The organism is Paenibacillus sp. FSL R7-0312 (assembly GCF_038004445.1).
Taxonomy (GTDB): domain Bacteria; phylum Bacillota; class Bacilli; order Paenibacillales; family Paenibacillaceae; genus Paenibacillus_AQ.
The window spans coordinates 5,316,730-5,340,993 of record NZ_JBBORE010000001.1; the positions used below are offsets into that span (position 1 = coordinate 5,316,730).

Sequence of the window (24,264 nt, forward strand, 5' to 3'; positions counted from 1 at the left end):
GAGGCTCATTGACCCTTCCCCTGAAAACGTTCCTTGAGCTTCATCAGGCGCTCATGAATCCCCTCTTCATCAATGGCCATGTCAACCAATTGGTGAGTAATCTGTAGACCCTGATCATTTGCAAGAGCTTTTTTCCACGGGTGCGACACAATCGAATGAGTAAGATGTCTGACAGAGCGGGGTGCCTGCATGATTCTTTCTGCCAGCTGCCACGCGCGTGGAAGAAGCTGTTCACGAGGCAGCACCTCATTGACCAGACCGAGGTCTAGTGCCTCTTGAGCATCAATGTTCATCCCCGTGTATGCGTAGTATGCCGCTTTCTTGCTCCCCAGTATCTTTTGAAGGGCCAGGACGATTCCGTCTCCAGGCGGAACACCGCCCAGATAATGGGCATCGAAGAACGCAGTGTCTTCCGCACAAATGGTAATATCACAAAGTGATCCCAGCTGCCAATGTGCACCTGTGCCATTGATCGCCCCAATCGTGGGGATATCCAGGCAATGAACCATATTTTCAATCATCCGGAGTGAGTCGTGGTACATTTGCAGCTTCCGGCGATTCGTCCAATCCATGAATTTGGTGGTCCAGACTTCAGGATTGCCGGTCTGCCACAGCTCTCCTGTCCCAGTAAGGATCATGACCTCATTCTCAGGATCACGGCCAATATCTGACCATACATTACCGTAGGCAGTCTGTACCGACCAGTCAAATTGAAGCGGTTCCCCGCCGGTGTGCATACGCACTTCGAGTATGCCGCCGCGGCGGGTCATGATGAACAAGTCCTTGTACTTCTCCGAATATTCTTCGAATCGTGTAGGTCCCGTCATCTCGCTATTGAACATCTTTGCCCATAAGGCGCCCTTGCATTTTCTTCAGGCGCTCCAGAGCACCTTCTTCATCAATGGCCATGTCGTACATTTGATGGGCAAGCTGGAATCCCTGATCGGCGACCATAGCCTGCTTCCATGGACGGGAGATGATAGAGTGCGACAGATGTCTCGTTGAACGCGGTGCCTGCATAATCATCTCGGCAAGCTCCCATGCGCGGGGCAGAAGCTGTTCCCGGGGCAGAACTTCACTAACAATGCCCAGGTCCAATGCGGTTTGACCATTGATATTCTTGCCGGTGTATGCGTAGTAGGCTGCTTTTTTGAAACCGATCATGTTCTGCAGTGTGAGCAGCATTCCATCTCCGGGAGGTGTGCCTCCCAGATAATGCGGATCAAAGAAGTCGGCGTCTTCGGTACAAATGGTAATGTCACAGAGAGTCGCGAGTTCACAGTGCGTTCCCGGACCATTGATTGCCCCGATGGTCGGGATGTCAATGCAGAAGATCAGATTCTCAAGCAGTCTCAGCGATTCATGATACTGTTCGAGCTTCTTTTGCTTCGGCCAATCCATAAATTTCGTATTCCAGACCTCTGGGTCGCCAATCAACCATTTATCCCCAGTTCCCGTAATAATCATGACTTCGTTCTCAGGGTCACGGCCGATATCTGACCAGGCATGAGACCAGGCGGTATGAGCTTCCCAATTGTGCGTGTACGAACCTCCGCCCGTGTGAAGACGCACTTCAATGATTCCGTCACGGCGGGTCATTAACAGGAATTCCTTGTATTTCTCCGAGTACTCTTCGAATTTGGTGGGTCCAATCATACGTCTCTCTGTCATTGTAATTCCTCCTAAGTTTGGTTTAGAGCTTAACCGTTATTTTCAAGCCAGTCTCTGGCAAATGCTGCATAAGCCGCAGCCCCTCTATGAAGCACCTCATCCGAGAACATCGTCTTCGGATGGTGTACAGGGTAACTATAACCATCTTCGATATTGCCTGCGTTAAGAAACACTGTGGTACTTGGCACCGCCTGTGAGACAAAGGCGAAGTCTTCTGATCCCATTAATTTACCGCCGGGTACCAGCTCAGTTATACCAATGTAGGAACCGTCACCAAAGGTATTTTCAATCGAAATCCTCATTTGCTCATTAAGCCCGCCATCCGTTTTCACTTCAGGACAACCCCTCGAATAGATCACATCCAGCTTTGCCTGAAAAGTTTCTCCGATACCTGCTGTAATTTCGCGGATACGGATCTCCATTTTATCCCGCAGTGCGGCGTTAAATGTGCGTACACTGCCTTTCAATCTGGCCGTATCGGGAATCACATTGTTTGTACTTCCGCCTTCCATCACGCCGATGGTAAGGACTGCATGTTCAATCGGCGAAATTTCACGGCTAAGTATACCCTGCAGCGCCAGATGAAGATGAGCAGCCACATTTAAGGGGTCCACTGCGGCCTCGGGCATTGCGCCATGTGAACCCCTTCCGCGGATGATGATTTCGAACCAATCCGAAGAAGCAGAAATCGCTCCACCTTCCTCAGGCACTACAAATTGTCCGATAGGAAGTGGCATTCCGGTCAACACGTGAAGCATCATAGCTGCATCCACTTTAGGAGTGTCGAGAATCCCGCTCTCAAGCATCATTTTTGCCCCATGCAGCGTCTCTTCACCCGGCTGAAACATAAGCTTAACCGTCCCGCGAAGCTGCTCTTCGTTAGCCTTCAGGATCTCCGCCGCTCCCAGCAGCATGGAAGTATGCATGTCATGACCACAAGCATGCATGTTCCCGTTCAACGACGCGTAAGAAAGCTCCGTTTCCTCTGCAATAGGCAAAGCGTCCATATCTGCACGGATAAGAACCACCTTCCCGTCATGCTGCCCGCCAATGGTAACCGTTAGACCTGATTCCCCTACTGGAGCGGGCTTAAGACCCATCGACTCCAACACCTCTTTTACATAAGCAGTTGTCCTGGGCAAACTTAAATCAAGCTCCGGAATCGCATGAAGATGATGCCTGTACATGACCAATTTGTCCTGCAGCTGATGAGCCATACTCAAATAGTCTCCAGCTTCTTCAATCACAATGAACATCTCCCGCAACATAAATTGAATGAATGTAAGTACAGAGTTTAAATGTCCTCCTTCACATTTTAAGACTTTTTAAGAACACAATCATCGTACTTTTAAATTCCTTCGCTGTCAAGATATTTATAGACATTTTAAGAACATTATTTTAAAGGCTGCCGGAACATTGTAATATCACATTTATTGTGATATAACTCTTTTGATTGAACTGTTTATGAAAGGAATCTACTATGAAAATCAAGCTGGGTATTATCACGCCAGAGACCCATATGGATTATTTCCGCGCTATTGAAGAAGAAATGCGGCCCTTATGCCAGTTCCGGTTCCTTACCGTCAGCAACTTCAGGGAAACAACAGACCTATATCTGCAGAACTTAGGTTCAGTGGATGGATTTGTGGTCAGCGGCAGGATGCTTTATGAGTCAATAGATAAGGATTGCCTGGATGAGAAGGTCCCTATTCACATTTTGCAGGATAATGAGAATCTTCTGTATAGAGAACTTTTCCGGCTGCTGGTCACAGAACCAGGGCTTGATATATCGAGGATCTATGTGGATTATGCGTATATCATTGATTCTTTCAGTGAATTCCAACAATACCTGACTCATGATGGAAAGCCCATTGACGGCGAAGATCTGCTCGAACGGGTGGAGACCATGCTGGAGAACCATATCACGCTGTGGGAAGACAAGAAGATTGACCTGTCCATTACGGCGTTCGGCCACTTCGTTCCAGAGCTCCAAAAGCACGGAGTCAGATATATCTTGATCCGGCCCACTTTGGAAGATGTTAAAGAAACCCTAAGAGAGATCATCAACGAAATTACCATCCTCAAACTTAAGAGCCAGAGGGCAGTTGTAGCATGTGTATCGACCAAAACGGCACAGCCGCCATCCGAAGAGCAGCTTCATGAGCTGAAAATTCTTGTCGGCAGGTTTCTGCGCAGCGTGAATCTTGCCGACACAGCCCAAATTTCGGAAGGCTTTGTCAGACTATACACCACCTACGGAAATTTCATGAAAATTACCTCTGGCGCGCAGAACTGCTCCCTGCTGGAGTATCTGGAAGAGTACGTAAGCTACAAGGTGAAGATCGGGTGGGGCTCAGGACATGAGTATTTTCAAGCTAACGAGAACGCCACCAAAGCTTACAGACAGGCCAAAGCCTTTACGGGCAGTTGCAGCTTTTTTATTAACGAGGATCAGCAGGTTATCGGCCCAATGCGGAGCATGAATGTCATTCAGTTCTCTGAACAGGGGGACCCGGAAATCATCGCATTGGCCAAAAATATTGGAATAAACAACATCAATTTGCAGAAAATCATGTCCTACGCAGAAATTATGAGAACCAATAAATTATCCTCTGAGGATGTTGCTGGGTGCCTGTCCATGACCGTCAAAGGTGCAAACCGTATCCTTAACAAAATTGAAGAAAAAAAATACGTCCAAACGGTATTTGAGAAACGTGACAACAGTAAAGGCCGGCCGAAAAAATACTACGAGCTGTTGTTTCTCGACAAAGAAGGGCGCCAATTAAGCAAAACCAAGTAGAGGCTGTCCCAATAGTAGATATTCTACTGACAAGTTAGGTTCTCAAATTTCTCAAAAGCTTCGAACGTTAAAAAAGCAGCGATTCCCGTTATTGGAGAATCGCTGCTTTTACTTCCCCGTCAAATCCCTTCTTGGCCAGGCGACCAATTCTGCACATGCTGCAGGAACCGCTTCGTTGCAGGAGAAGCATATTTCATTGAGCTGACCGCAATGCCCAGAGAACGGAAGCTGCACTCCTCCAGCTCCAGCATCGCCACATGCTCTTGCTGGAAGCGGGTAACCAGCTCCGGGAGGATGCTGATACCCAGGCCTTTTTCCACCATAGCTATAATCGCATAATCATCTCCGGCCGAGAATTTGATGTTCGGCTTAATCCCCGCTTTCTCCAGCACCCGCTGCACATCATAGTCCGAGCCGGGCCTCGGAATGATGAAATCCTCGTAGGCGATCTGGGCCAGCGGCATATACGGGGCTTTGCTCAGAGGGTGGTCTAACGGAAGAATGGCCAGCATCCGGTCCTGCTTGAGCGGAAACACCTCGAATTTCTCCCTGGTAGGCAGTGAAAGGAAGCCACAATCGACCACCCCGGCCTCAATCCACTGCTCAATCTCCAGATACCCGCCCTCCATCAGCTTGAATTCAATGTAAGGGTACTCTCTCCGGAATTGTTTGATCATGTCCGGCAGCCAATGAACGGATACACTTGTGAAGGTGCCTATTGTTATGGTCCCTGTCTCCAGACCATGAATATCGGCCACCTGCTGCTTCAGCTGCTCATTCCATTTGAGGATTTCGCGGATAGGCGGAATAACCTGCTCCCCATTGACTGTCAGCTTGACACCGGAACGGCTCCTCACAAGCAGCGGGAATCCGAATTCGCTCTCCAGACTGCTGATGGTATGGCTTATACCGGATTGGGTGAAGCCCAGCACCTCGGCGGCTTTGGTCAGACTGCCCAGTTCAACCACTTTCAGAAAGACTTCGTACTTAATAAGGCTCATCGGTAACCCTCTCATTTCACATGAGCATTTCTCATGTATCATATGATAAACATTCAGTTAACTTATGTATTTGAGCGTATTATACTATACTCACTTGGAATAAAGAAGGATGATGATGGAATGAAGCCGCTAAAGGCCGAGCTGATGCTCATAGTAGTAACGATGTTCTGGGGTTCCTCCTACCTGTTCATGAAAATGGGGCTCGGCACACTGGGAGAATTCAATCTGATTGCACTGCGTTTCGGGCTGGCCTTCATTCTGGCGGCTCTGCTGTTCCACAAACGTCTGCGCGGTGTGGACGCCAGAACATTGAAATATGGAGCTCTGCTTGGCTTCCTTCTACTCGGCGTGTTCACCTGTATCACCTTCGGACTGAAGACTACTACGACCTCAAACGCCGGCTTCCTCGTCGCCTTGACCGTTGTGTTTGTACCGCTGCTGGATGTGCTAATCTTCAAAAAGAAAGTCGCACCTCCTCAGATCTTCGGAGCCATTCTGGCCATCGCCGGTATCGGGCTGCTCACCCTGAACGGCTCGCTGCATATCCGGCCCGGTGATCTGCTCTGTATTCTGGCTGCTGTATTCTACGCCGTACAGATTCTGGTCACCAGCAGGGCTGTACAATCCAGCGATTCGCTGAATATCGGCATTCTCCAGCTGGGCTTCGCCGGGGGATATGCCCTGATTCTGTCAGCTGTCTTCGAGACTCCCGCACTGCCTTCGACTCTTCCCGGCTGGATCGCCATCCTCGCACTCGGAATTTTCTGCAGCGCCTGCGGCTTCATCCTGCAGCCCGTTGCCCAGAAATACACAACGCCGACCCGCACCGGATTAATCTTCGCCCTGGAACCGGTCTTTGCCGCTTTCTTCGGCTACTGGTTCGCACATGAGCAGCTTTCGCTGCAAGGTTACACCGGCGCTGCCCTTGTCCTGCTGGGCATTATAGCTTCCGAGCTGCTCGGCAGATTGCACTTTGCCCCTTTCCCGGCAAGAACGCTTAAGAAACGGCGGGCCAATCTATAGCCTTCCGATGATGGCTCTGATCTGCTCTCTCTGTCTTCGATTCCGGGAAGAAGAACAGCATACCTCTAATTCCTCCTTTCGCCCTTCTGTATAGCCGTACTATAAGATGACAGCAATTGAATTACTTAAGTTCTTGCTGTAAGGACATAAATGTTGTACGTAGTACAACTCTGATACCGAGATACCCGTAGGGTTGGGAGAAATGTTGTATTTTGTTCAGGATTTCGAATCGTAATCGCAACAACGGGGATGAAATCAGAAAAAACCGCCGCAGCGATATGCTGCGACGGTCGTAAACCCAAGATATGAATTAATGTCCCATCATTACAGCAGCGTCCGCTTGCTGGCCTTCCGGAGTTCCGGCGGAACCGGCTGTCTTCGGTTTGCGCAGAATCAGACTGATGACCACTCCGGCCAGCGCGATGCAGGCGGAGAGGAAGAATACATCATTGAAGCCCTGAACAGCGGCGACAAGCGGGTTGCTTCCGGCAGCCATCTCACCCATATGAACGGTAATCTGGCTGGTTAAGTATCCGGTCATACCGGCAACCGCGAAGGATACAACAACCTGCTGGGCTGCGGCGGTAAGCGGAGTCACCCGGCCAACCCATTCACGCGGCGCGGAGTTCAGAACATGGGTGTTGACCGGCATCATCGACAAGCCCATTCCCAGACCCATCATAGCAAGACAGCCCATGATAACGGGAAGACTGGTGTCTACTGTAACACCGGACAACAGGAACAGTGCAGTGGAAATGATACTGAGTCCGACAAAGAGCAATGGGCGTGCACCAATCTTATCGAATAAGCGGCCCCCCACCGGCATACCGATACCGGATGCCAGCGCCTGCGGAAGTAGAATGAGACCTGTCTCAAGCGGTGTGTAGTTCCGGATCTGCTGCAGATACAGCGGAACGAACAGCATGGAACCGAATAAGGCAGCCTGGGTCACCCAGGATAGGATAATGCCGCGTGTGAAGTCCGATGAACGGAAGACACGCAGCTCCAGCAACGGATGCTTCTGCAGCAGCTCAGCGATGACGAACAGCACCAGCGCCACACCACCGACAGACAAACCTACAAGAGCCCCCGTCGAGGTCCAGCTTTCACCTCCGCCTTGATTCACGCCATAAGCAAGCATGGAGAACGCAAGCGGAGCCAGAATGATACCGAAGATATCCAGATGCGCTTTGCCCTTCTTCTCGGTAACAGGCAGATATTTAACTCCCAGAATGATACCAACGATACCGATAGGCAGGTTGATCAGGAAGATCCAGTGCCAGCTCACGTATTCTACCAGCCAGCCGGAGAGGATCGGACCAAGTGCCGGAGCCAGCAGCATGGGAACACCGAGCATCCCCATAATAGAACCTCTGCGCTCTGCCGGAGCCAGTCTGAAGACCATTGCCATACCGATTGGAGCTACCATCCCGCCGCCAAGACCTTGTATGACACGGAAGATGACCAGCTGCGTCGAGGTCTGGGCAACCGAACAAAGAACGGACCCCAATACAAACATAACAATAGTCGTTAGAAAGACTTGCTTGGACCCGAAGCGGTCAGTCATGTAGCCAGCCAGCGGAATTACAGCAGCCAGCGCCAGTGTATACCCCGTAATGGCCCACTGAACGGTCTTAAGATCTGTTGCGAAATACTGCACCAGATTCGGTACCGCAACGTTTACAGCAGTGCTGTCCAAGATAACCATAATCATGCCGACGATAATAGCCATTAACGGCGGAATAATGGCTTTCAGCGAGAACGGTACTTCCACTGCTGCACTGTTTCCTTTATTTGAGGCGTTTGTCATTCTCTTCTCCACTCTTTTCTCTGTTTATAATTAGTTATACTTATGAAAATAAAGTTCAAATAACCCATCAATCTGCTCCTCAAGCGGCGAAAGCCTGAAGAACTCCTTGAGATCCTCCCGGTCCTTCGGCAGGCTGGAGACCATAATTACCGGAAAAACAATGGCCCCATAGACTTGCATCATCATCATCATGAGCTTGTCGCGGTCCTGCTCCCCTGTGATCTCACTGAGCACTTCCTTAATGCGTTCAAGCCTCATCAATTTGGAGTACTTCGCATATTCATCCTGTGAGCCCATAATATGATGTCTTTGATCAAGCATCTGCCGGGCCATTCCCGGGTAACGGCTGAGATTCATAATATAACGCATGAAAAATAGCTTCATCCGCTCCTTCGGCGGCAGGCTGTCATCTTCCAGTGTTTTGAAGGCATCATCAAATGTAGACACTAGCTTCTTCACTGCGTCGCCAAATAGCTTTTCCTTGGAGCCGTAATAATAATTCACCAGTGCAAGATTCGTCTCTGCCCTTGCTGCGATACTCCGAAGGGTGATACAACTGAACCCCTCCTCGCGGATCAAATCCACGGTAGCATCGAGTATAATCTGCTTCGTATCTTTATCTGAAGGATCAGCATTGTTGTCAGATTTAACCATAATGCAGGTTGTCGCCCTCCTTCACCACAATTTCTAATCAATGATTTAAACAGCGTTTAATCAGAATCTAAAGTTACTCTCTTTGGAGTGATCTGTCAATAGAAGTTTTCAGAAATTTTCAAAAGTGTTGGTCATTAATAAAAAAGAAGCATCTCCGGCAGCGGTTTACAGCTGTGAGATGCTCCTGCTATGAATGATCCGTTATTTGTTATTTCGACGGGTTGGCCAGCACTTCCGCTGCCTGCAGCGCCGCCAGACTCAGCTTCACGATTTTGCCCGATGTATTCAGCTCCAGTGTCAGTAGCGCCTCGGATTTGGAGAAGGACAGCACGCTTGTTATTGTCATATTCCCTTCATGCTGCCGGCTCTCCGTAGATTTCACTCCGAAGTACTGGCCTGCCGGAGCACTTACACCCTCCCAGCTCTGCTGAATGACGGGCAGCGAGGGCTGCTCTGCTTCCACAGCGAAGTAACGCTCGCGGAGTCCCGTATAGTTGCCTGCGGCCAGCAATCCGGCTACCGCTCCGGCAGCTACCTCCGGTGAGTAGATCTCAACTTGAGCTTTTGCCGGATCATAGGATGTAACCAGCCCTATCGCTCTAAAAAAAGACAATGGTGCATAGGCCCGCTGCTGCTTCAGTTCAATGCTATCTGTAAAAGCCACCCGATCCTTGCCGTTCAGAAGGATCTCTTTCCCGCCCAGCCTGAATTCAATCGTTTCCTGGAACCGGTTCAGCTTAAACTGCCCTGTAGCTCCTATAAAGGTAGTCTTGTACTTAAGGATTTCCGAAGTCTCCCGGAGCGGGAGCATTGGGGTTGTTCCACTAGTATAGGTTTGCGGTCCATCCAGCTGCAAGGCTTGTCCGTTCACTATAATATTTACACCCGGGGCTGCGTGGACACTATTACCGGTTAATACTCCCGATCCTGCTGCCAATAACAGTACACTTAGGAAAACGGCTACGATTCTGTTCTTCAAATCGATCCCACCTCTCCTGTAATATAATTATTATGCACGCAAACTTCAGGCACTAAACTTACATTAATCATTAACCGTTCTGCGCAGCTTTGGAACAGCCTCACTCCACATTAAAGTTAAAATACTGCCGCGGATACGGCTCCTTGATCAGTGTGAAATGCCACCATTCCTTGGTATAGGGCTTGAAGCCCTGCTTCGACATGGCATCCTTAAGAACTTTACGGTTGGCATGCTGGGTACTGTTGACCAGAGTAGTATTATAGTAAGAAATCTCACCGAAGAAATCATACGGGCTGCCCATGTCAACCAGCGCCCCCGTTTTTTTATCAGCCAGTGTCAGATCGATGGTGCTGCCCCGCGAGTGCCCTGATTTCTTGGAGATGAAGCCCAGCTTGAATAGATTACGCTTGTCCAGCTTGGGATAATACTGCTGCTTCATCTTAATATCCGCGGCATCCTGTGACCAGCGTACGAAGTGATTAACGGCTTTTTGCGGACGGTAGGCATCATAGATTCTCAGGATATAACCTTTGCCGTCCAGATCATCGCTGACTTTCTTGAGCGCATTGGCTGCAGTCCGCGAGAAAATCGCCAGCGGAGCCTTATACCCGTCCACCCTTGTTCCGGTGAAATTATTCTCACTGTAGTAGCGTATCTCATATTGCGCCTTAGGAATCACTTCATCCAGATACACAAAACCGCCGGGCAGGTTGTGTTTCTTCTCCACCCTACTTTGCGCCGGGGCTGCGGCTGTATTCTGTATCTTAGGAGCAGCAGCTGTGGCTGCTGTTGCCGTTAGAAGGGCAGCTCCGCCTAGGATAATCGCACATGAGATCAGCCCCAACCTTCTGCCTGTAATTCGCAGCTTCATCACAATGCTAACCCCTCTCCTGCCTCGTCCGTATTTTTCACCCTACCAGTATACGTGCAGCAGCACTAGGCGTCCATAGTTAAGTCCAGACTTGTATCCGCAGGAAGCATATCCTTCCGCCGGTAGACACCCATCAGCAGCCCGACAGCGGCGAATTCAATGAAGACATGCTGTCCGTAGCTGAGGAATGGGAACGGTATAGCTGTGATTGGCATTCTTCCGCTGAGGATCGATAGACCATAAACTAAGCGGATGGCTAACATGAGAGCCAGAGCAAGGATAAGCATCCGCCCGTAGGTATCGCGTACAGCGCGGGTATAGGAGATCATTTTGAGAACGAACCAGCCCACTGCCGCAATGAAGAGCAAGCCCCCGGCCCAGCCGAAGCATTGAACCAGAAATACCGGAAAAAGATCCGAATACGCATACGGCAGTCCTTCTTCCGCACCTCCGAAGCCATACCCTCTCCAGCCTGCGGATGTAATGGTCTCGTGAATTCTGCGGTTGAGGTAACCCGGGCCATTAAGCATATAATTATGATTTATCGCTCCGATGACCCTGTCACGCAAATTCATATTACTCCAAACATACATGGCTCCGCCCGACACAAATGTTATAACCATTAATCCGGCTGTAATCCAGCGCCGTGTTATCCATACATATAGCGTCAGCGATACTGCCAAATAAACCACCAGCTCCGGTAAAGACCGGAGCGCCGCATAGATCGCCGCAGGCAGCAGCAGTAAGGCTAACTCCGCTAATTCCCTGGTCCGTCTGCTCCATTTCAGCATAAAGCTGCGGCTGGTCCATATCCCTGCCAGAGCGATAACAAATAGATAAGGACTGTATCCAACCAGATCAAAATATAAGCCCAAAAAACCAACATAGCGTCTGTTCCCATTGATTAATTCAGGACCCAGCCATAGGCTGGCAACTATAGCCATTAATGCTGCAGCATAGATGAATCCTGATGCTCTCTGAAGCAGCTTGAAATTGACGAAGTACATTCCTGTCATAACGGCGATCCCAAGGCTGATATACACCGTCTGGCGCATCGTCAGATCAGATAAGGCCGGGTTGAAGGAGGTTCCGGCTTCTATCGCCCCCATCCCCAGCAGACTTACAGCTGATAACATCATTACTGCTGTGAGCAGTCCCCACGGAATCCGCGGTTTATGGATTTTGTGCAGACCCCGGCCGATCACCTGCGGATCACCCATTTGCGCGATAGCATATTGCTGCGCTTCTTCTTCAGTTGCGCCAAGCTGCTGGCGCTCCAGCATTAAGTCCTGGAAGTGCCCGCTAAGCTCCTCCCGGATCTCCCTGTGCATTCCTTTGGCTCTGACCTCTGCACACACCCTATCCAGATAGTTATCCAGCTTTTTCTTCCGCCGCTCCATCATGCTCCGCCCTCCCCCAACACAGAATCCACCGCGCCTTTGAAAAGATTCCATTCCGCTCTCTTCTCCTGCAGCTTCGCCTTGCCTTCATCCAGCAGCCGGTAATATTTGCGTTTGCGCCCTTCTACCTCAAGCCAATACGCCTCCACCCAGCGTTCGCTCTCCATCGCATGAAGTATCGGGTAGAGCGTGCCCTCCTTCAGGGAAAACACCCCCTGCGAGCGCTGCTCCAGCTCTTTAATCAGTTCGTAGCCATATAACGGCTTATCGAGTAGCAGCGTGAGAATTAAGGTCCCCGTGCTGCCCTTCAGCATTTCTTTGCTGACTTTCATTGACGTCCCCTCCCGTTCGTATGGCAATTCACTGATACATCGTTAATCTATGCTTAATATACTTTAATTCCCAGTTGATGTCCAATCATCGTCTTAAACTCAGGAATCCTTTTTTACAACAATTATGAATTAGGAGCGTTATCATGAGAGAAATGTTATATTTAGGGCAGGATTTTTTACAATCAATGCTCTGTGAGCTCCATATTGCACATAACAAAAACAGCACACCCGTAATCCGGATGTGCTGTTTGCTGTATAAGAAGATTAGTTTAGTGCATGGAAGCCTGTGTCTTGTGCGAGACAATAACACGTTTGAGGAAGAAAGCAACAACCAGACCAACAATGGCCATCACCATGCCGAAGATGAACGCATTCTGTACCCCATGGGTAAATGCAGCGCCAATATTCAGCGGATCACCAGGGTCAGTTACAGTCTTCATGTAGCTCTTGGTACCGGAGGTCATAATGCTTACTGCCAGAGCCGTACCAATCGCCCCTGCAACCTGCTGCAGAGTATTCATGATCGCTGTACCGTCAGGATAGTATTCCAGCGGAAGCTGATTGATCCCGTTCGTCTGGGCAGGCATCATAATCATCGAGATTCCGATCATGAGCACGCTGTGAAGTACAATTACGAAGATAACGGTAGAAGTTGCTGTAATACTGGAGAAGAACCACAGCGAGACAGCTACGAGCACGAGTCCTGGAATAACCAGCCATTTCGGACCGTATTTATCGAACAGGCGTCCCATCACCGGCGACATCAGTCCGTTGATAATTCCGCCCGGCAGCAGCAGTAAGCCTGCTTTGAACGCAGTATAGCCTTGTCCCTGCTGCAGGTACATCGGAAGAATCAGCATCGAGGACAGAATCACCATCATACAGATGAAGACCATCAGAACACCGACCACGAACATCGGGAATTTGAAGGCACGCAGATTAATCATCGGCTGCTTCATCGTCAACTGCCGGATGCAGAATAGAACGAGCGCAATTACACCAATAGCAATGGCGATAATCACCTTCGGACTTCCCCAGCCTTCCGCTTCACCGGCGCTGCTGAATCCATACACAACGCCGCCGAAACCGAGTGACGATAATACGATCGAGAGGATATCAATCTTCGGCTTGGTCACTTCTGTGACGTTCTGCATGAAGAAAATTCCGCTGAACAGCGCGATCACAAGGAACGGCAGGGACAGCCAGAAGATCCAGTGCCAGCTGAGACTCTCAATCAGCAGACCTGCAATGGTTGGGCCGATCGCTGGAGCTACCATGATGACGAGTCCGATGAGCCCCATCGCCGCGCCTCTTTTCTCCGCAGGGATAATAATCAGGATCGTGTTGAACATCAGCGGCAAAAGGAGTGCAGTTCCCATCGCCTGAACCACACGCGCTGTAAGCAGGAATTCGAAATTCGGCGCCATTGCAGCCAGGAATGTTCCCGCAATCGAGAAGCAGAGTGCAGCAATGAACAGCTGTCTGGTGGTGAACCACTGCAGCAGCAGCCCGGAGATCGGAACCAGAATACCCAGCGTCAGCAGGTAAGCAGTAGTCAGCCATTGCGCAGTGGTCGGAGTAATTTGTAATACATTCATAAGATCACTTAAGGCTACATTTAATGCAGTCTCACTGAACATGCCGATAAATCCGGCAAGCAATAAGGAGACGAGAATTGGAAGGGTCTTAAATTTGCGGGGCTCTGTGTGCCCCTTACCAGTCATAGTTGCGTTCACTCTCATATCCTCCTGATAATCTGTTTGTTCTCTCTCTATTTATTGCTGTATTGCAGTATTGCGTTGGTACGATGGTTCTCTGAAACCTTAAGCCAGTATTGCCGGAATACTCTCTGCTGCTGCAACCAGCGGCTGGACATTTCGGCAGGTCAACGCCAGCAGCAGCGCACCTTCAAACAAGGAGACCACAACAGTCGCCTTGCGCACAGCAGCTTCCTCCTGCATGCCTTCCTTCATCAGACGCTGGGCGATCACATCCTGCCAATCCTTGAACACACATTGACAAGCAGTCCTCAGCTCATTGCTGACACAGGAAGTCTCAACGGCTACCCAGAAGCTGAACGGCACCAATCCTTCGAAAGAAGATTCCTCCGCTTCCCTGGCTATAGACAGAATGAAATTCTGCACCGCCTGGGCAGGTGAGGCTTCACTCTCTACATAATGCCGCAAATTTTGGGAGACCATTTCACTTGTCCGGTTAATGCAGGTCAACACCAGCTCTTCTTTGCCGTGAGGAAAATAATAATACAATGATCCCTTGGGCGAATCGCTGTCCTTGATGATCTGATTTAGCCCGGTTGCATGATAGCCCTGTGTGAAAAACAATCTTGAAGCCGTATCCAGAATAGCTTCACGTGCATTATGCTTGTTTGACAAGCCGGACACTTCCTTTATAGATGTTTCTGCACTTTTATAACAATTGGTCTACATAATAAAACCACGAGTGGGCTCCGCTGTCAATGGATAATAATTTCAAATTTTAATGTTTACGCTTACCGATTGCCACATTGCAGATCATTGGTTATAATTTAATTATTCCAATGCGAAAGGTGTGGATTTAATGAGTGAGCCTTCAATCATTAAGGGAATTCCCCGGCCGTTAGTCAGAACTAATCAGGCTTTTATCGTAATTTCTGTATTATTGTCACTATTTACGGGAGCTTACTGGATTCTTGCCCTGCCGCTTGCCGCAGGACTGTCTGGCCTAATCTTCGGATATAATCCGGTGATCAAGGTTGCAGCGAAATTCCTGACTAAGGCGCGCTCCGCCTATGTACTGGAAGACTGGGAACAGCAGCAGTTCAACCAGAGCATTGCCGTCTTCTGCCTGACTGCAGGGCTGGTCAGCTTCCTTGCCGGCTGGACCGTAGCCGCTTATATCTTCTCGATCATGGTTGCGGTAGCAGCCACAGTAGCTATCCTCGGCTTCTGCATCGGGTGCTTCATCCACTACCAGTGGAGAATGTATACCTATAGACGCAAACAGGCAGCTCTCCACAAATAAGCAGGAGTCCGTGCTGCCCGTGCGGTGAATCTTACAGGGCCAGTAAGCCGCAGCAGCAGTATGCTGCCGGACCTACACTGGCCTCCAAGCTCCCCTCCTTAACCTCCCCGCTTATTCCACAATATAATCCGCCAGAATTCGCTCCACCGAAGAAGCGAAGCTTTTGCCGGCGCCCCAATCGAGCTTAAGGATCAACCCGTTGGAGCCTCCCGCCGGAATAAGCCGGACATTACTTCTGCCCTTCAGATTATCGACTAGGATCACCAGCGCAGCCTGATTACCGGACCGAAAATAATACCGCTCATAGACCAGCGTCCCGATCATCTTGCCTTCACCGAGATCATTCAGCTCCTCGTACAGCAGCTCCGACTCCTGCGGCATTCCCTCTTTGATTAGCGCAAGCGTCTCATTGGGCTGCAATTTAACATTGAGTTGATAGGCCTCATTCATGCTCATCACCCTCCCACGGGTATAGGGTATACAACTATTTACCTAATTGCCTTCGCCAGCCACATCCCAGCGATGACGGAATTTCTCCAGCCGCGGATGTAGTTGTGCCGGCGCTTCTGATACCAGCAAACGCAGCTTGACGATCCATTCCTCGAAGGAGGAATAAGACGCGAACAGATTTGCCATCTCCGGAGTCAGATAGAGAAAGTAAGGAGCGGAATAGACCTCACTGATATGGCGCAGCGCAGAATCGAGCGGGGTGTATTTCTTGCGTTTCCCCTCCAGACTTTCCACCGTAATGAAAGACCGGCCCTGATCTCTTTTCCACTCATGCAGCCGGTCCTCCCGTTTATGAAAAGCCTGCACCGGCTCCTTCGTCATCCGTCTAACGGTTTCTTCATGCAGCGGATACAGCACCAGCTTGGTGAATTTTCGCTCTATCGCTGTCTCAGCCGCCTTCAGCAAATCCATATCCGAGATATGCTCGAATGAATCATAGAAGATCAAGGTTCCTTTGCGTTCACCGGCTGGCGGTTCATAACCATAAGGCACATGTTGAATGTCTCGTTTCATCATTACCCTCCTGTGAGCTTCAATATCTACAGCATATCATGCTACTCCGGATCGCGTACAATTCTGAGACTTAGAACTTATGCACTGAATGGAAATACTAGCCAAAAAAGCAGCGGTGCCATGATGGCAATCGCTGCTGTATGTAAGTGTCGCGCCGCGCAAGGATATACTGCGTCCAGTAAAACTTATGCCGGCTGTCGGGTACCCTCTTCCCTACAAGACGATGAGTCCGTCAGGTTCTGGAGCAGATTGCTCCGCCTGCAGCCGGCAGCGCCGCAGAAACACTTCGACGAGATCCTTAGCCCGGACCACCAAATACTGATCAGGAAAGCGGAAATCTGTTGAACAAGCGGTCAGCACGTAGCCCGGATCTACCGGATATTGCCTGAACGCATGATCGGGCAGCCGGTCGCTAAGCACAGACTGCTCATACTTCAAAGCGTACTGCTCGGAGAATACAGAACGGATTGGAATCGTCAGGCCAATGCCCTCCATCTTCAGATAACTCTCCTTCCGCGTCCACAAGTCATAGAAATAGCGTATTTGAGCCTCTGATTTCAAGCTCTGGTATCGCTCCATTTCTTCAGGGGACAGGCTGTACCGGGCTAATGCCGGATTTATGGCTGCCATCTTCTGAATGTCGATTCCTACCCGCTGTCCCTTGCGGCTGACGATACCTGCCACCCATTTCCCCGAATGTGAGAGGTTAAAGTCCCACGGTTCACGCATAGCAGACAGCCGGGGTTTGCCAAACACCCCTTGGTCAAAACAGATCTCATCATTCCGCATCCCCTCCATATCCATAGCGAACATCCGGGCAAGGATGTCTCCGATAAGAGACCTGCGAACATCGTCTTCACGTTTCAGCCGGCTGCTGCTCATCCGGCGTTCTGGTGACACATAGGGCAGCAACTCAGGAACCGAAAAAGCGGTCCCGAGTGATACGGCAATGATATGCATGAACGGCTAAGCCTCCTATTGGTTCTCCTGTCTATTCCTGCTGCTCCCGGAACCAGCCCAAGGTTTCTTTGACTGCATCCTTGTAGGCGGTTGGAGAATATTCCGGGAACCGCTTCATGAATTTGTTCTCGCTCAGCACCAGCGGATACTGGAATTCGTATAGCAGCTCATGGAATTCTTTAGCTTCTTTATCGAATATACCTGCCAAACCAACGGCCCAGCCCGGCAGTGTCCGGCATTTCCTTGGACTGTCTGCTTCATCCTGGATGATATTCAGGAACTGACGGCCCTCAATCGCCCCGGAGCCCGACACATGCCACTCCCCTTCTTCCCCGCTTTCCGCCAGTAGCACTGCTGCTTTAGCCGCATCGCGGATATAGATCAGATCATGGGGAACATCCAGCCTGACCGGCCAGGCGATGGTTTTGGCCTGCAGCGCTCCGTTAAATATGGGTCCGAATACCCTGTTCGTAACGTTGGGGCCATAGTAGTCGGGATAACGCGGAATGACATTGCGGAAGCCGTTCTCCGCTGCCTGCTTCTTCAGCAGCTCTTCCATTTGGTTACGAAGCTTCCCTTTACGGGTAAGAGCCGCCTTGGGATGGCTTTCATCAGCGGGAAGGTATTGGAATCTGCCGTATCCGTAGACATTCCCGGGAAATACCAGCGTCTGCCCGGAATGCAGCTTCGCGGTTACCCGTTCCAACGCTTTGGGCATGATCGTGTACCAGTCCTGGTAAGGCACATTAAGACAGAAGTAGACCGTTCTCACTCCTGTCAGCAGAGAAGCAAGTGCCCTCTCATCTTGTATATACAGTGAAACCATAGTCAGCAGCGGTCCTCTCAATCTGCTTAGTGCCTCATTAGAACGATGATAGGTCGCTGTTACCAGCTTACCTCGCCACAGTAATTCTTGGGTGATGGAATGGCCCAAACCGCCATTGCCTCCGATTACGAGATTCATAACATTACTTGGCTCCTTATCGAGCGGATGAATACCTTCAGCCACCAGCTTCACGGTTTATTCAGTCTGCCCGGGATGATGTTTAGCAGTTATGAAGAACCGTTACATGCCGCTTCCACAGAAACTGCGGATAAAGAACTGCTGCCGAATTCTTAACCTGTTATTAGTATACAGCCAAGAATATGCTGTCATCATTGGGATAATTTGACGATTATTGTCGGTTGAGGTCCTTAATATGTAGATATGGTGAATTATTGTAATTCAATAGTTTTGCATCACTCATAGTTAGTCTTCGCCGATCAATTTCAGGAGATCATTGTCCCGGTCAATCATCATTTTAGAGCATTCAGTCTCTGGTCCGCATATACCGCCGCGCCAAGTGTGCCCGCTCTGGCGCCCAATTCGGCTTGAACGATCCTGCATTTGCTTCCTGAGAGCTTCAGCGCATGAGCATTTACAGTGCCGCGGACGCTGCCAAGCAGCCGTTCTCCTGCGGCAGCCATGCCGCCTCCAACAATGATCAGCTCCGGGTTCAGCAGATTAATTACATTTGCCAGACCGTACCCCAGCAGCTCTCCGGTTTCATGCATGACTTCGACCGCCAGCGGGTCCCCGAGATCATAAGCCTCCGAGATCATCTTTGCGGTAATTTGGCCGTCATCCTGATTCGTCCAGGCCAGGATCTGACTGCTCCTTCCTTCCCGGAGCTTCTCCTTGAATGTATGGACCATGCCTACAGCAGATACATACCTCCCGAGGCAGCCGGAGCTCCCGCAGCGGCAGGGCCTGCCCTGCCTGTACATATTCATGTGTCCGATTTCACCAGCGCTGAAAGTTGTTCCGTACAACACCTTGCCGTCATGGACAATGCCTGAGCCCAGTCCGGTTCCAAGTGTGAGCAGCACCAGGTTACGGCATCCTTGTCCGGCTCCCTGCTGCCATTCCCCATATAAGTTAACCCGTACATCATTATCGATGTAGACCGGAAAATTATAAAAGGGCTTCATTGCATTCACTATATGTATTTGTTCCCATCCGGGAAAGTTAGGCGAAAAGATGGACAGGCCTTCCTCCGGGTCCAGCAGACCGGGAATTCCCATCCCCATACAGGTGATCTGCTGCTGATCTATCCCTTTGCCCTCTGTCAGCTGTGTAACGGCCAGCCTGATCCTGGCGAGCACATGCGCCGGCCCTGCCGCCGCTTCCGTTGGCAGAGACAGCTCACCGACTGCTCTGTAATCCCCATCGAACAATCCAGCTTTGATATTCGTTCCGCCCAAATCGATACCTATCGTATATTTTTCCATCGCTTCTGCTCCTTTACATTATTTGTCCTGGCTTCACTCTCCCTCCTTATTATGCGCTTTCATTTATTGGGCAGGTAGGATTTTTTGAGCATCATTATAGTATTTTCTACACGAAAAGGGCCGTCCGTGCCATCCTATAGATAGCTGCTCGGACGACCCTGTATGATTTTCTTAGCGGAATCCCTTAAGAACCCGCACCTTTATACCGCTTAACGCCATAGCTCCAGGCCATCAGCCCAATGCCGAGGAACACAGCACCCACTAGGGGGGTCAACAGCGCCATCCCCTTCATCTCATCACGGTGGAGGAACAGAGCTGCCGGATAGATCCCGACAAATGCAAACGGAATAATCCAGGTGAGCAGCACCTGAATCGCCCGGTTGTAGATCGTAACCGGATAACGGCCGTAGGTCTGGATATTATACATCAGCGGCAGAATACCCGTCGGCGCATCTGAATAGAAAGACAGTGAAGTCAATGTCGTATAGATGCCGGTATAGATTGCTACCGCACTGAGTGTCAGGATAATCAGCATCGGAAGCGTCCACCATTCGAACGGCAAGCCCAGATTGCTGCCGCTGATTGCCATAATAATCAGTCCGATGAAGGAGCCCATAAGTGATGGCGGGTCCACATTCTCCAGGAAAATCTGGAACAGATTATGCGCCGGTCGGGTCAGAATGCGGTCCATCTCACCTTTGACGATATATCGCTCACTGAAGCCCCACATATTCACGAAACAGCTGAACACGCCGAACGGCACCATAAAGAACCCGTAGACGAACACCACTTCGTTCTGATTCCAGCCGCCCAGGCTGTCGGTATGCATGAAAATGACCATAATGAAGATAAAGTTCGTTGCCTGGAAGAGAAGATCGGAAACAACCTCCACCCAGAAATCAGCACGATAGGTTAACCTTGTCTTCATATAATTTTTCAAATATTCAATTAACAAACCTAAATAATACATTCCGGCTCAACCTCCCTGCACGAACAGCCGCTGGCGCGCTGCGTGATATAGCCAGACAATCGGAATCAGCAGGACCAGGAACCAGATGACCTGGATGCCCAGCACATTCCAAATGCCCACTCCCTGCACCCGGCCCGTGAATACGGAACCCGGCAGGTACGTGATGGCCTGAAAGGGCAGAATCTTGAGAATGGACGATAACCAGCCCGGAAAAAGCGTAATCGGGACGATCAGGCCAGAGAACAGGTCAACGATAACACGCTTCATGCGCATCATCCCCTCGTTATTCTCGACGAAGAATGCAGAGAGCCCCGTTATGATATTAATCTGTGAGCTGATCAGGAAACTGAAGAAGAGCATTACCAGGAAACCGATCCAGGCGGATGGTTCTGTCGGCAGTTGCACCGGAAACAGCAGAATGGCAATCACCATGCCCGGAATCATCAGCATCATGAAGCGGAACAGGCCTTCGCCAAGTCCCTGCATCATTTTGACCAGCACATAGTTATAAGGTCGGATGAACTGAATCGCGATGCTGCCGTCACGGATATCGGTAGAAATCTCCCTGTCCAGGTTATTGAAATAGAACGCCCGAGCCATCCACGAGACGGCCACATACGTAGTCATCTGTGCTCCGGTAAAGCCGCCTAGTGATTCTCCGCCTCCATAAATAGCTTTCCAGGTGAAATAGTTGACCCCGATATTCAGCGTGTAGATCAGAATTCCTGAATAGTAATTGATCCGGTAAGCCAGCATCGTCAGAAAGCGGATGCGGATGAAATCGAAATAAGCGCCGAGCAGCAGCCTTCGTCCGTTCTCCCGGGAGCCGCCCGGTGTTCTGCTGCCGGAGGAGGAAGCTGCCGTTGCCAGCTGCTTAGACATGGAGTGCCTCTTTCTCATCACTCAGTGCCGCGATCCGCTCTTCCGGCTTCTCTGCCGAGCCTGACTGATAAATACTGCGGACGATGTCATCCGTATTGGTTTCGATGATTTTGATATCTGTAATATCTGCCTGTCCGACCACCCGGCCCAGCACATCCGATACATTCAGCTCGAGCGGAATCCATACCTTGGCACCCAGCTCATTCTCGGCTGTCCAGGTAACCGGCATCCCCTCTGTCCACTGCACCAGCTGCTGCAGCTTCGTAGCGGTACCGAACTGGAACTGCACTTCACGTCCCGTTCCCCACCGCTGCTTGAGATCCTCAAGACCCCCGTCATAGATAATCCGACCGTCATCCAGCATGATTACCCGCGAGCAGAGAGCTTCAATATCCTGCAGATCATGCGTCGTCAGCAGGATGGTCGTGCCATGCTCACGGTTCATATCCTTGAGGAACTCTCGAATCTCTGACTTCACGACAATATCAAGGCCAATCGTCGGCTCATCCAGAAACAGAATCGACGGATTGTGCAGCAGCGCAGCGACCAGCTCACAGCGCATCCGCTGTCCGAGACTGAGCTTACGTACCGGACGGTTCAGCAGCTCCTGCAGCTCCAGCCGCTCAACGAGCTCATCCAGCCGTTTTTTGAAATCCTGCTCGGAGACCCGGTACACCTTACGCAGCAGTTGGAAGGATTCGATGACACCGATATCCCACCAGAGCTGGCTGCGCTGTCCGAATACAACTCCGATATTCTGTACGAACTTCTCACGTTCCGCATACGGCACGAAGCCGCCTACAGAAAGACTGCCGGCGGTAGGTACGAGAATACCAGTGAGCATCTTAATCGTGGTCGATTTGCCGGCCCCGTTCTCCCCGATGTATCCGCATATTTCGCCTTCCGGAATACTGAACGAAATGTCCTTCACTGCGGTCACTTCGGAATATTGCCGTTTAAACAAATCAGCGAAGGCTCCTTTGAGGCCCTCGCGGTTTTTTTGGACTTTAAATGTCTTGCGCAAGTCCTGCACTTGAATAGCATTCATAGGTTACCTCACTAAGCTAAGTATTGGGTTCAGTACCCCATTATAATAGAATGAATCCAAAAGTACTACCTATTTCCCTTACCATTCTGCTCTGTCAGAGTACGGCCGGCTTATTTAGCTACTCTGCCCTCAAAAAAATCCGCGCTCTGCACAGCCTCCAGATGTCCGGAACGGGCTACTTTGGTCCGCAGATACTTTTCGTTGAAGACCGAGACATCGCCCCATAGCGGTACTCTTTTGACCGTGTTCATTCCGGCAGCTCTCAGAGCTTCCATCTTCTTCGGATTATTGGTGATCAGGGTCACCGGTTTGCTGCGCAGGTGCTGAAGCACACTGATCGCGTCTGTGTAATCTCTGGAATCATCAGCAAAGCCCAGCTCCAGATTAGCTTCTACAGTATCATATCCTTCTTCCTGCAGAATATAAGCCATGGCTTTGCTGAACAGGCCGATGCCTCGTCCCTCATGATTAGCCAGGTAAAAGAGTGCTCCGGAACCATGCTGGGCAATCATCTTCATCGATGTGTGCAGCTGGAAGCCGCAATCGCAGCGTTTGCTGCCAAAAATATCACCGGTGTGGCAAATGCTGTGCATCCGGATCAGCGCTTCGTCGGAGTTCTCGAAATCCCCATAGACAAGAACGCTCGACTGTTGTCCATCCGCAAGGTTCATTGAAGACAACCGGCTGATAAGCAGTTCAGTAGCCTCTTTACCTTCCGCTTGCTGAAGCTCTTCATCCGTCACTTTCAGCCAGCTGTACCATTTGAAGGTAACGGTCTCCCCGTCCAGGTTCACCGGCAAGGTAATGGGACCAACCAGTATATTCGTGGAATCATCCTTGGAGATCCGTTTGATTTTGTTCTGTAATATGGAAAGGATATCGGGTTTGATCATGAGTACACCGTCCTAAAAGTTTTGATAGCATAGACTTCTTCGATTCCGTTTCGCAAAACTTGCTTCGGAAGCATACACTTAGTTTTGATAGCATAGCCTAAGCAACTTTTCTCCCAAAAATGCGTAATAGCCTATGCCGGGTTCGTAAAATTTTAATATTCATTATTTGCGCTAGTAACTATTTGTAAGTTAGTTTATCATTGTAATATAAGTTCGTCAAGTTATAAAATATATTTAAATATTAATGATTACTTATTGTAAGTTTATGATATAATGAATGTCGAGGTGATGCTAATGAACAATTTCGAGATGTGTCCACGCTTCGAAAAAGCGGTCGATGTGCTTAGTAAACGGTGGGTTGCACTGATCGTATTCGTCCTGATGGATGGTCCGCGGCGATTCGGGGAAATCGAGCATTGCTTATCCAATCTCAGCGGCAAAGTATTATCCGACCGGCTGAAGGAAATGGAGAACGAAGGCATCATTCAGCGCACGGTGTATCCTGAAATGCCTGTGCGTATTGAGTATTCGTTAACCGACAAAGGCACGGCACTGGCTCCCATTCTTGGTGAAATCGGTAACTGGTCTACGGATTGGATTGAGATTGGCGTGACCAAATGATTGCCGGCCTGCATGCGAAGCAGCGCCCCTGAAG

The 24,264-nt window shown here is 50.1% G+C and carries 25 protein-coding genes; 4 read left to right on the plus strand and 21 right to left on the minus strand.

What is annotated here, in order from left to right:
- Nucleotides 1-5: 5 nt before the first annotated feature.
- From MKX70_RS23150 to MKX70_RS23160, 3 genes are read right to left on the minus strand one after another with little or no spacing between them, the layout of a single operon-like run.
- Nucleotides 6-827: an enoyl-CoA hydratase/isomerase family protein gene (locus MKX70_RS23150; protein ID WP_340840834.1), complete on the minus strand. Its 822-nt coding sequence runs from the start codon at nucleotides 825-827 to the stop codon at nucleotides 6-8.
- A gap of 4 nt (nucleotides 828-831) precedes the next feature.
- Complete coding sequence (locus MKX70_RS23155) at nucleotides 832-1,671, minus strand: enoyl-CoA hydratase/isomerase family protein (RefSeq protein WP_042236190.1); 840 nt, start codon at nucleotides 1,669-1,671, stop codon at nucleotides 832-834.
- 29 nt (nucleotides 1,672-1,700) lie between these two features.
- The gene (locus MKX70_RS23160; protein WP_340840835.1) at nucleotides 1,701-2,927 is read right to left on the minus strand and encodes a M20 metallopeptidase family protein; all 1,227 of its coding nucleotides are present in this window, start codon (nucleotides 2,925-2,927) and stop codon (nucleotides 1,701-1,703) included.
- Nucleotides 2,928-3,151: 224 nt separating this feature from the next.
- Between MKX70_RS23160 and MKX70_RS23165 the strand changes: the two genes are divergently transcribed.
- Nucleotides 3,152-4,471 carry a hypothetical protein gene (locus MKX70_RS23165; protein ID WP_042236188.1) on the plus strand — a complete coding sequence of 440 codons (1,320 nt, stop codon included), beginning with the start codon at nucleotides 3,152-3,154 and terminating at the stop codon, nucleotides 4,469-4,471.
- Between the two features lie 119 nt (nucleotides 4,472-4,590).
- Here the strand turns inward: MKX70_RS23165 and MKX70_RS23170 are convergent, their stop codons facing one another.
- A complete protein-coding gene (locus tag MKX70_RS23170) occupies nucleotides 4,591-5,472 on the minus strand; it encodes a LysR family transcriptional regulator (protein ID WP_340840836.1) in 882 nt (293 codons plus the stop codon).
- Nucleotides 5,473-5,592: 120 nt separating this feature from the next.
- On the opposite strand from MKX70_RS23170, the gene MKX70_RS23175 reads away from it, so the two are divergent.
- Entirely contained in the window at nucleotides 5,593-6,495 is a 903-nt protein-coding gene (locus MKX70_RS23175; protein ID WP_042236184.1) for a DMT family transporter, read from the plus strand.
- A gap of 310 nt (nucleotides 6,496-6,805) precedes the next feature.
- Here MKX70_RS23175 and MKX70_RS23180 read toward each other — a convergent pair whose 3' ends face one another.
- From MKX70_RS23180 to MKX70_RS23215, 8 genes are all read right to left on the minus strand, one after another.
- The gene (locus tag MKX70_RS23180; RefSeq protein WP_042236181.1) at nucleotides 6,806-8,305 is read right to left on the minus strand and encodes a DHA2 family efflux MFS transporter permease subunit; all 1,500 of its coding nucleotides are present in this window, start codon (nucleotides 8,303-8,305) and stop codon (nucleotides 6,806-6,808) included.
- A 30-nt stretch (nucleotides 8,306-8,335) separates the two neighbouring features.
- Nucleotides 8,336-8,959 carry a TetR/AcrR family transcriptional regulator gene (locus MKX70_RS23185; protein ID WP_340840837.1) on the minus strand — a complete coding sequence of 208 codons (624 nt, stop codon included), beginning with the start codon at nucleotides 8,957-8,959 and terminating at the stop codon, nucleotides 8,336-8,338.
- Nucleotides 8,960-9,167: 208 nt separating this feature from the next.
- The gene (locus MKX70_RS23190) at nucleotides 9,168-9,938 is read right to left on the minus strand and encodes a stalk domain-containing protein (RefSeq protein WP_340840838.1); all 771 of its coding nucleotides are present in this window, start codon (nucleotides 9,936-9,938) and stop codon (nucleotides 9,168-9,170) included.
- 100 nt (nucleotides 9,939-10,038) lie between these two features.
- Nucleotides 10,039-10,809, minus strand: a complete 771-nt coding sequence (locus MKX70_RS23195) for a M15 family metallopeptidase (RefSeq protein ID WP_081956517.1) — start codon at nucleotides 10,807-10,809, stop codon at nucleotides 10,039-10,041.
- A 65-nt stretch (nucleotides 10,810-10,874) separates the two neighbouring features.
- Nucleotides 10,875-12,212, minus strand: a complete 1,338-nt coding sequence (locus tag MKX70_RS23200) for an FtsW/RodA/SpoVE family cell cycle protein (protein ID WP_340840839.1) — start codon at nucleotides 12,210-12,212, stop codon at nucleotides 10,875-10,877.
- Nucleotides 12,209-12,541 carry a PadR family transcriptional regulator gene (locus MKX70_RS23205; protein ID WP_039292805.1) on the minus strand — a complete coding sequence of 111 codons (333 nt, stop codon included), beginning with the start codon at nucleotides 12,539-12,541 and terminating at the stop codon, nucleotides 12,209-12,211. Before MKX70_RS23205 ends, MKX70_RS23200 begins: the two co-directional genes overlap by 4 nt.
- A gap of 269 nt (nucleotides 12,542-12,810) precedes the next feature.
- Nucleotides 12,811-14,265, minus strand: a complete 1,455-nt coding sequence (locus MKX70_RS23210) for a DHA2 family efflux MFS transporter permease subunit (protein ID WP_340841688.1) — start codon at nucleotides 14,263-14,265, stop codon at nucleotides 12,811-12,813.
- Nucleotides 14,266-14,364: 99 nt separating this feature from the next.
- Nucleotides 14,365-14,934: a TetR/AcrR family transcriptional regulator gene (locus tag MKX70_RS23215; protein WP_340786551.1), complete on the minus strand. Its 570-nt coding sequence runs from the start codon at nucleotides 14,932-14,934 to the stop codon at nucleotides 14,365-14,367.
- A gap of 184 nt (nucleotides 14,935-15,118) precedes the next feature.
- Between MKX70_RS23215 and MKX70_RS23220 the strand changes: the two genes are divergently transcribed.
- Nucleotides 15,119-15,562, plus strand: a complete 444-nt coding sequence (locus tag MKX70_RS23220; protein WP_340840840.1) for a DUF4395 domain-containing protein — start codon at nucleotides 15,119-15,121, stop codon at nucleotides 15,560-15,562.
- A gap of 111 nt (nucleotides 15,563-15,673) precedes the next feature.
- Here the strand turns inward: MKX70_RS23220 and MKX70_RS23225 are convergent, their stop codons facing one another.
- From MKX70_RS23225 to MKX70_RS23265, 9 genes are all read right to left on the minus strand, one after another.
- Nucleotides 15,674-16,012, minus strand: coding sequence for a DUF6054 family protein (locus MKX70_RS23225; protein ID WP_042236168.1), 339 nt, complete (start codon nucleotides 16,010-16,012; stop codon nucleotides 15,674-15,676).
- Between the two features lie 42 nt (nucleotides 16,013-16,054).
- Complete coding sequence (locus MKX70_RS23230) at nucleotides 16,055-16,585, minus strand: hypothetical protein (protein WP_042236165.1); 531 nt, start codon at nucleotides 16,583-16,585, stop codon at nucleotides 16,055-16,057.
- Nucleotides 16,586-16,798: 213 nt separating this feature from the next.
- On the minus strand, nucleotides 16,799-17,545 hold the full coding sequence (locus MKX70_RS23235) for a 4'-phosphopantetheinyl transferase family protein (protein ID WP_340840841.1): 747 nt from the start codon (nucleotides 17,543-17,545) through the stop codon (nucleotides 16,799-16,801).
- 31 nt (nucleotides 17,546-17,576) lie between these two features.
- Complete coding sequence (locus MKX70_RS23240) at nucleotides 17,577-18,509, minus strand: NAD-dependent epimerase/dehydratase family protein (protein WP_340840842.1); 933 nt, start codon at nucleotides 18,507-18,509, stop codon at nucleotides 17,577-17,579.
- 332 nt (nucleotides 18,510-18,841) lie between these two features.
- Nucleotides 18,842-19,816 (minus strand): ROK family protein, encoded by a 975-nt coding sequence (locus MKX70_RS23245; RefSeq protein WP_042236158.1) that lies wholly within the window; start codon nucleotides 19,814-19,816, stop codon nucleotides 18,842-18,844.
- A 184-nt stretch (nucleotides 19,817-20,000) separates the two neighbouring features.
- The gene (locus MKX70_RS23250) at nucleotides 20,001-20,786 is read right to left on the minus strand and encodes an ABC transporter permease (protein ID WP_042236156.1); all 786 of its coding nucleotides are present in this window, start codon (nucleotides 20,784-20,786) and stop codon (nucleotides 20,001-20,003) included.
- A 6-nt stretch (nucleotides 20,787-20,792) separates the two neighbouring features.
- Nucleotides 20,793-21,587 (minus strand): ABC transporter permease, encoded by a 795-nt coding sequence (locus tag MKX70_RS23255; protein ID WP_042242455.1) that lies wholly within the window; start codon nucleotides 21,585-21,587, stop codon nucleotides 20,793-20,795.
- A gap of 73 nt (nucleotides 21,588-21,660) precedes the next feature.
- Nucleotides 21,661-22,716, minus strand: a complete 1,056-nt coding sequence (locus MKX70_RS23260; protein WP_042236154.1) for an ABC transporter ATP-binding protein — start codon at nucleotides 22,714-22,716, stop codon at nucleotides 21,661-21,663.
- Between the two features lie 110 nt (nucleotides 22,717-22,826).
- Entirely contained in the window at nucleotides 22,827-23,609 is a 783-nt protein-coding gene (locus tag MKX70_RS23265; protein ID WP_042236152.1) for a GTP cyclohydrolase II, read from the minus strand.
- Between the two features lie 294 nt (nucleotides 23,610-23,903).
- On the opposite strand from MKX70_RS23265, the gene MKX70_RS23270 reads away from it, so the two are divergent.
- Nucleotides 23,904-24,230: a winged helix-turn-helix transcriptional regulator gene (locus tag MKX70_RS23270; protein ID WP_039292833.1), complete on the plus strand. Its 327-nt coding sequence runs from the start codon at nucleotides 23,904-23,906 to the stop codon at nucleotides 24,228-24,230.
- Nucleotides 24,231-24,264 lie beyond the last annotated feature (34 nt).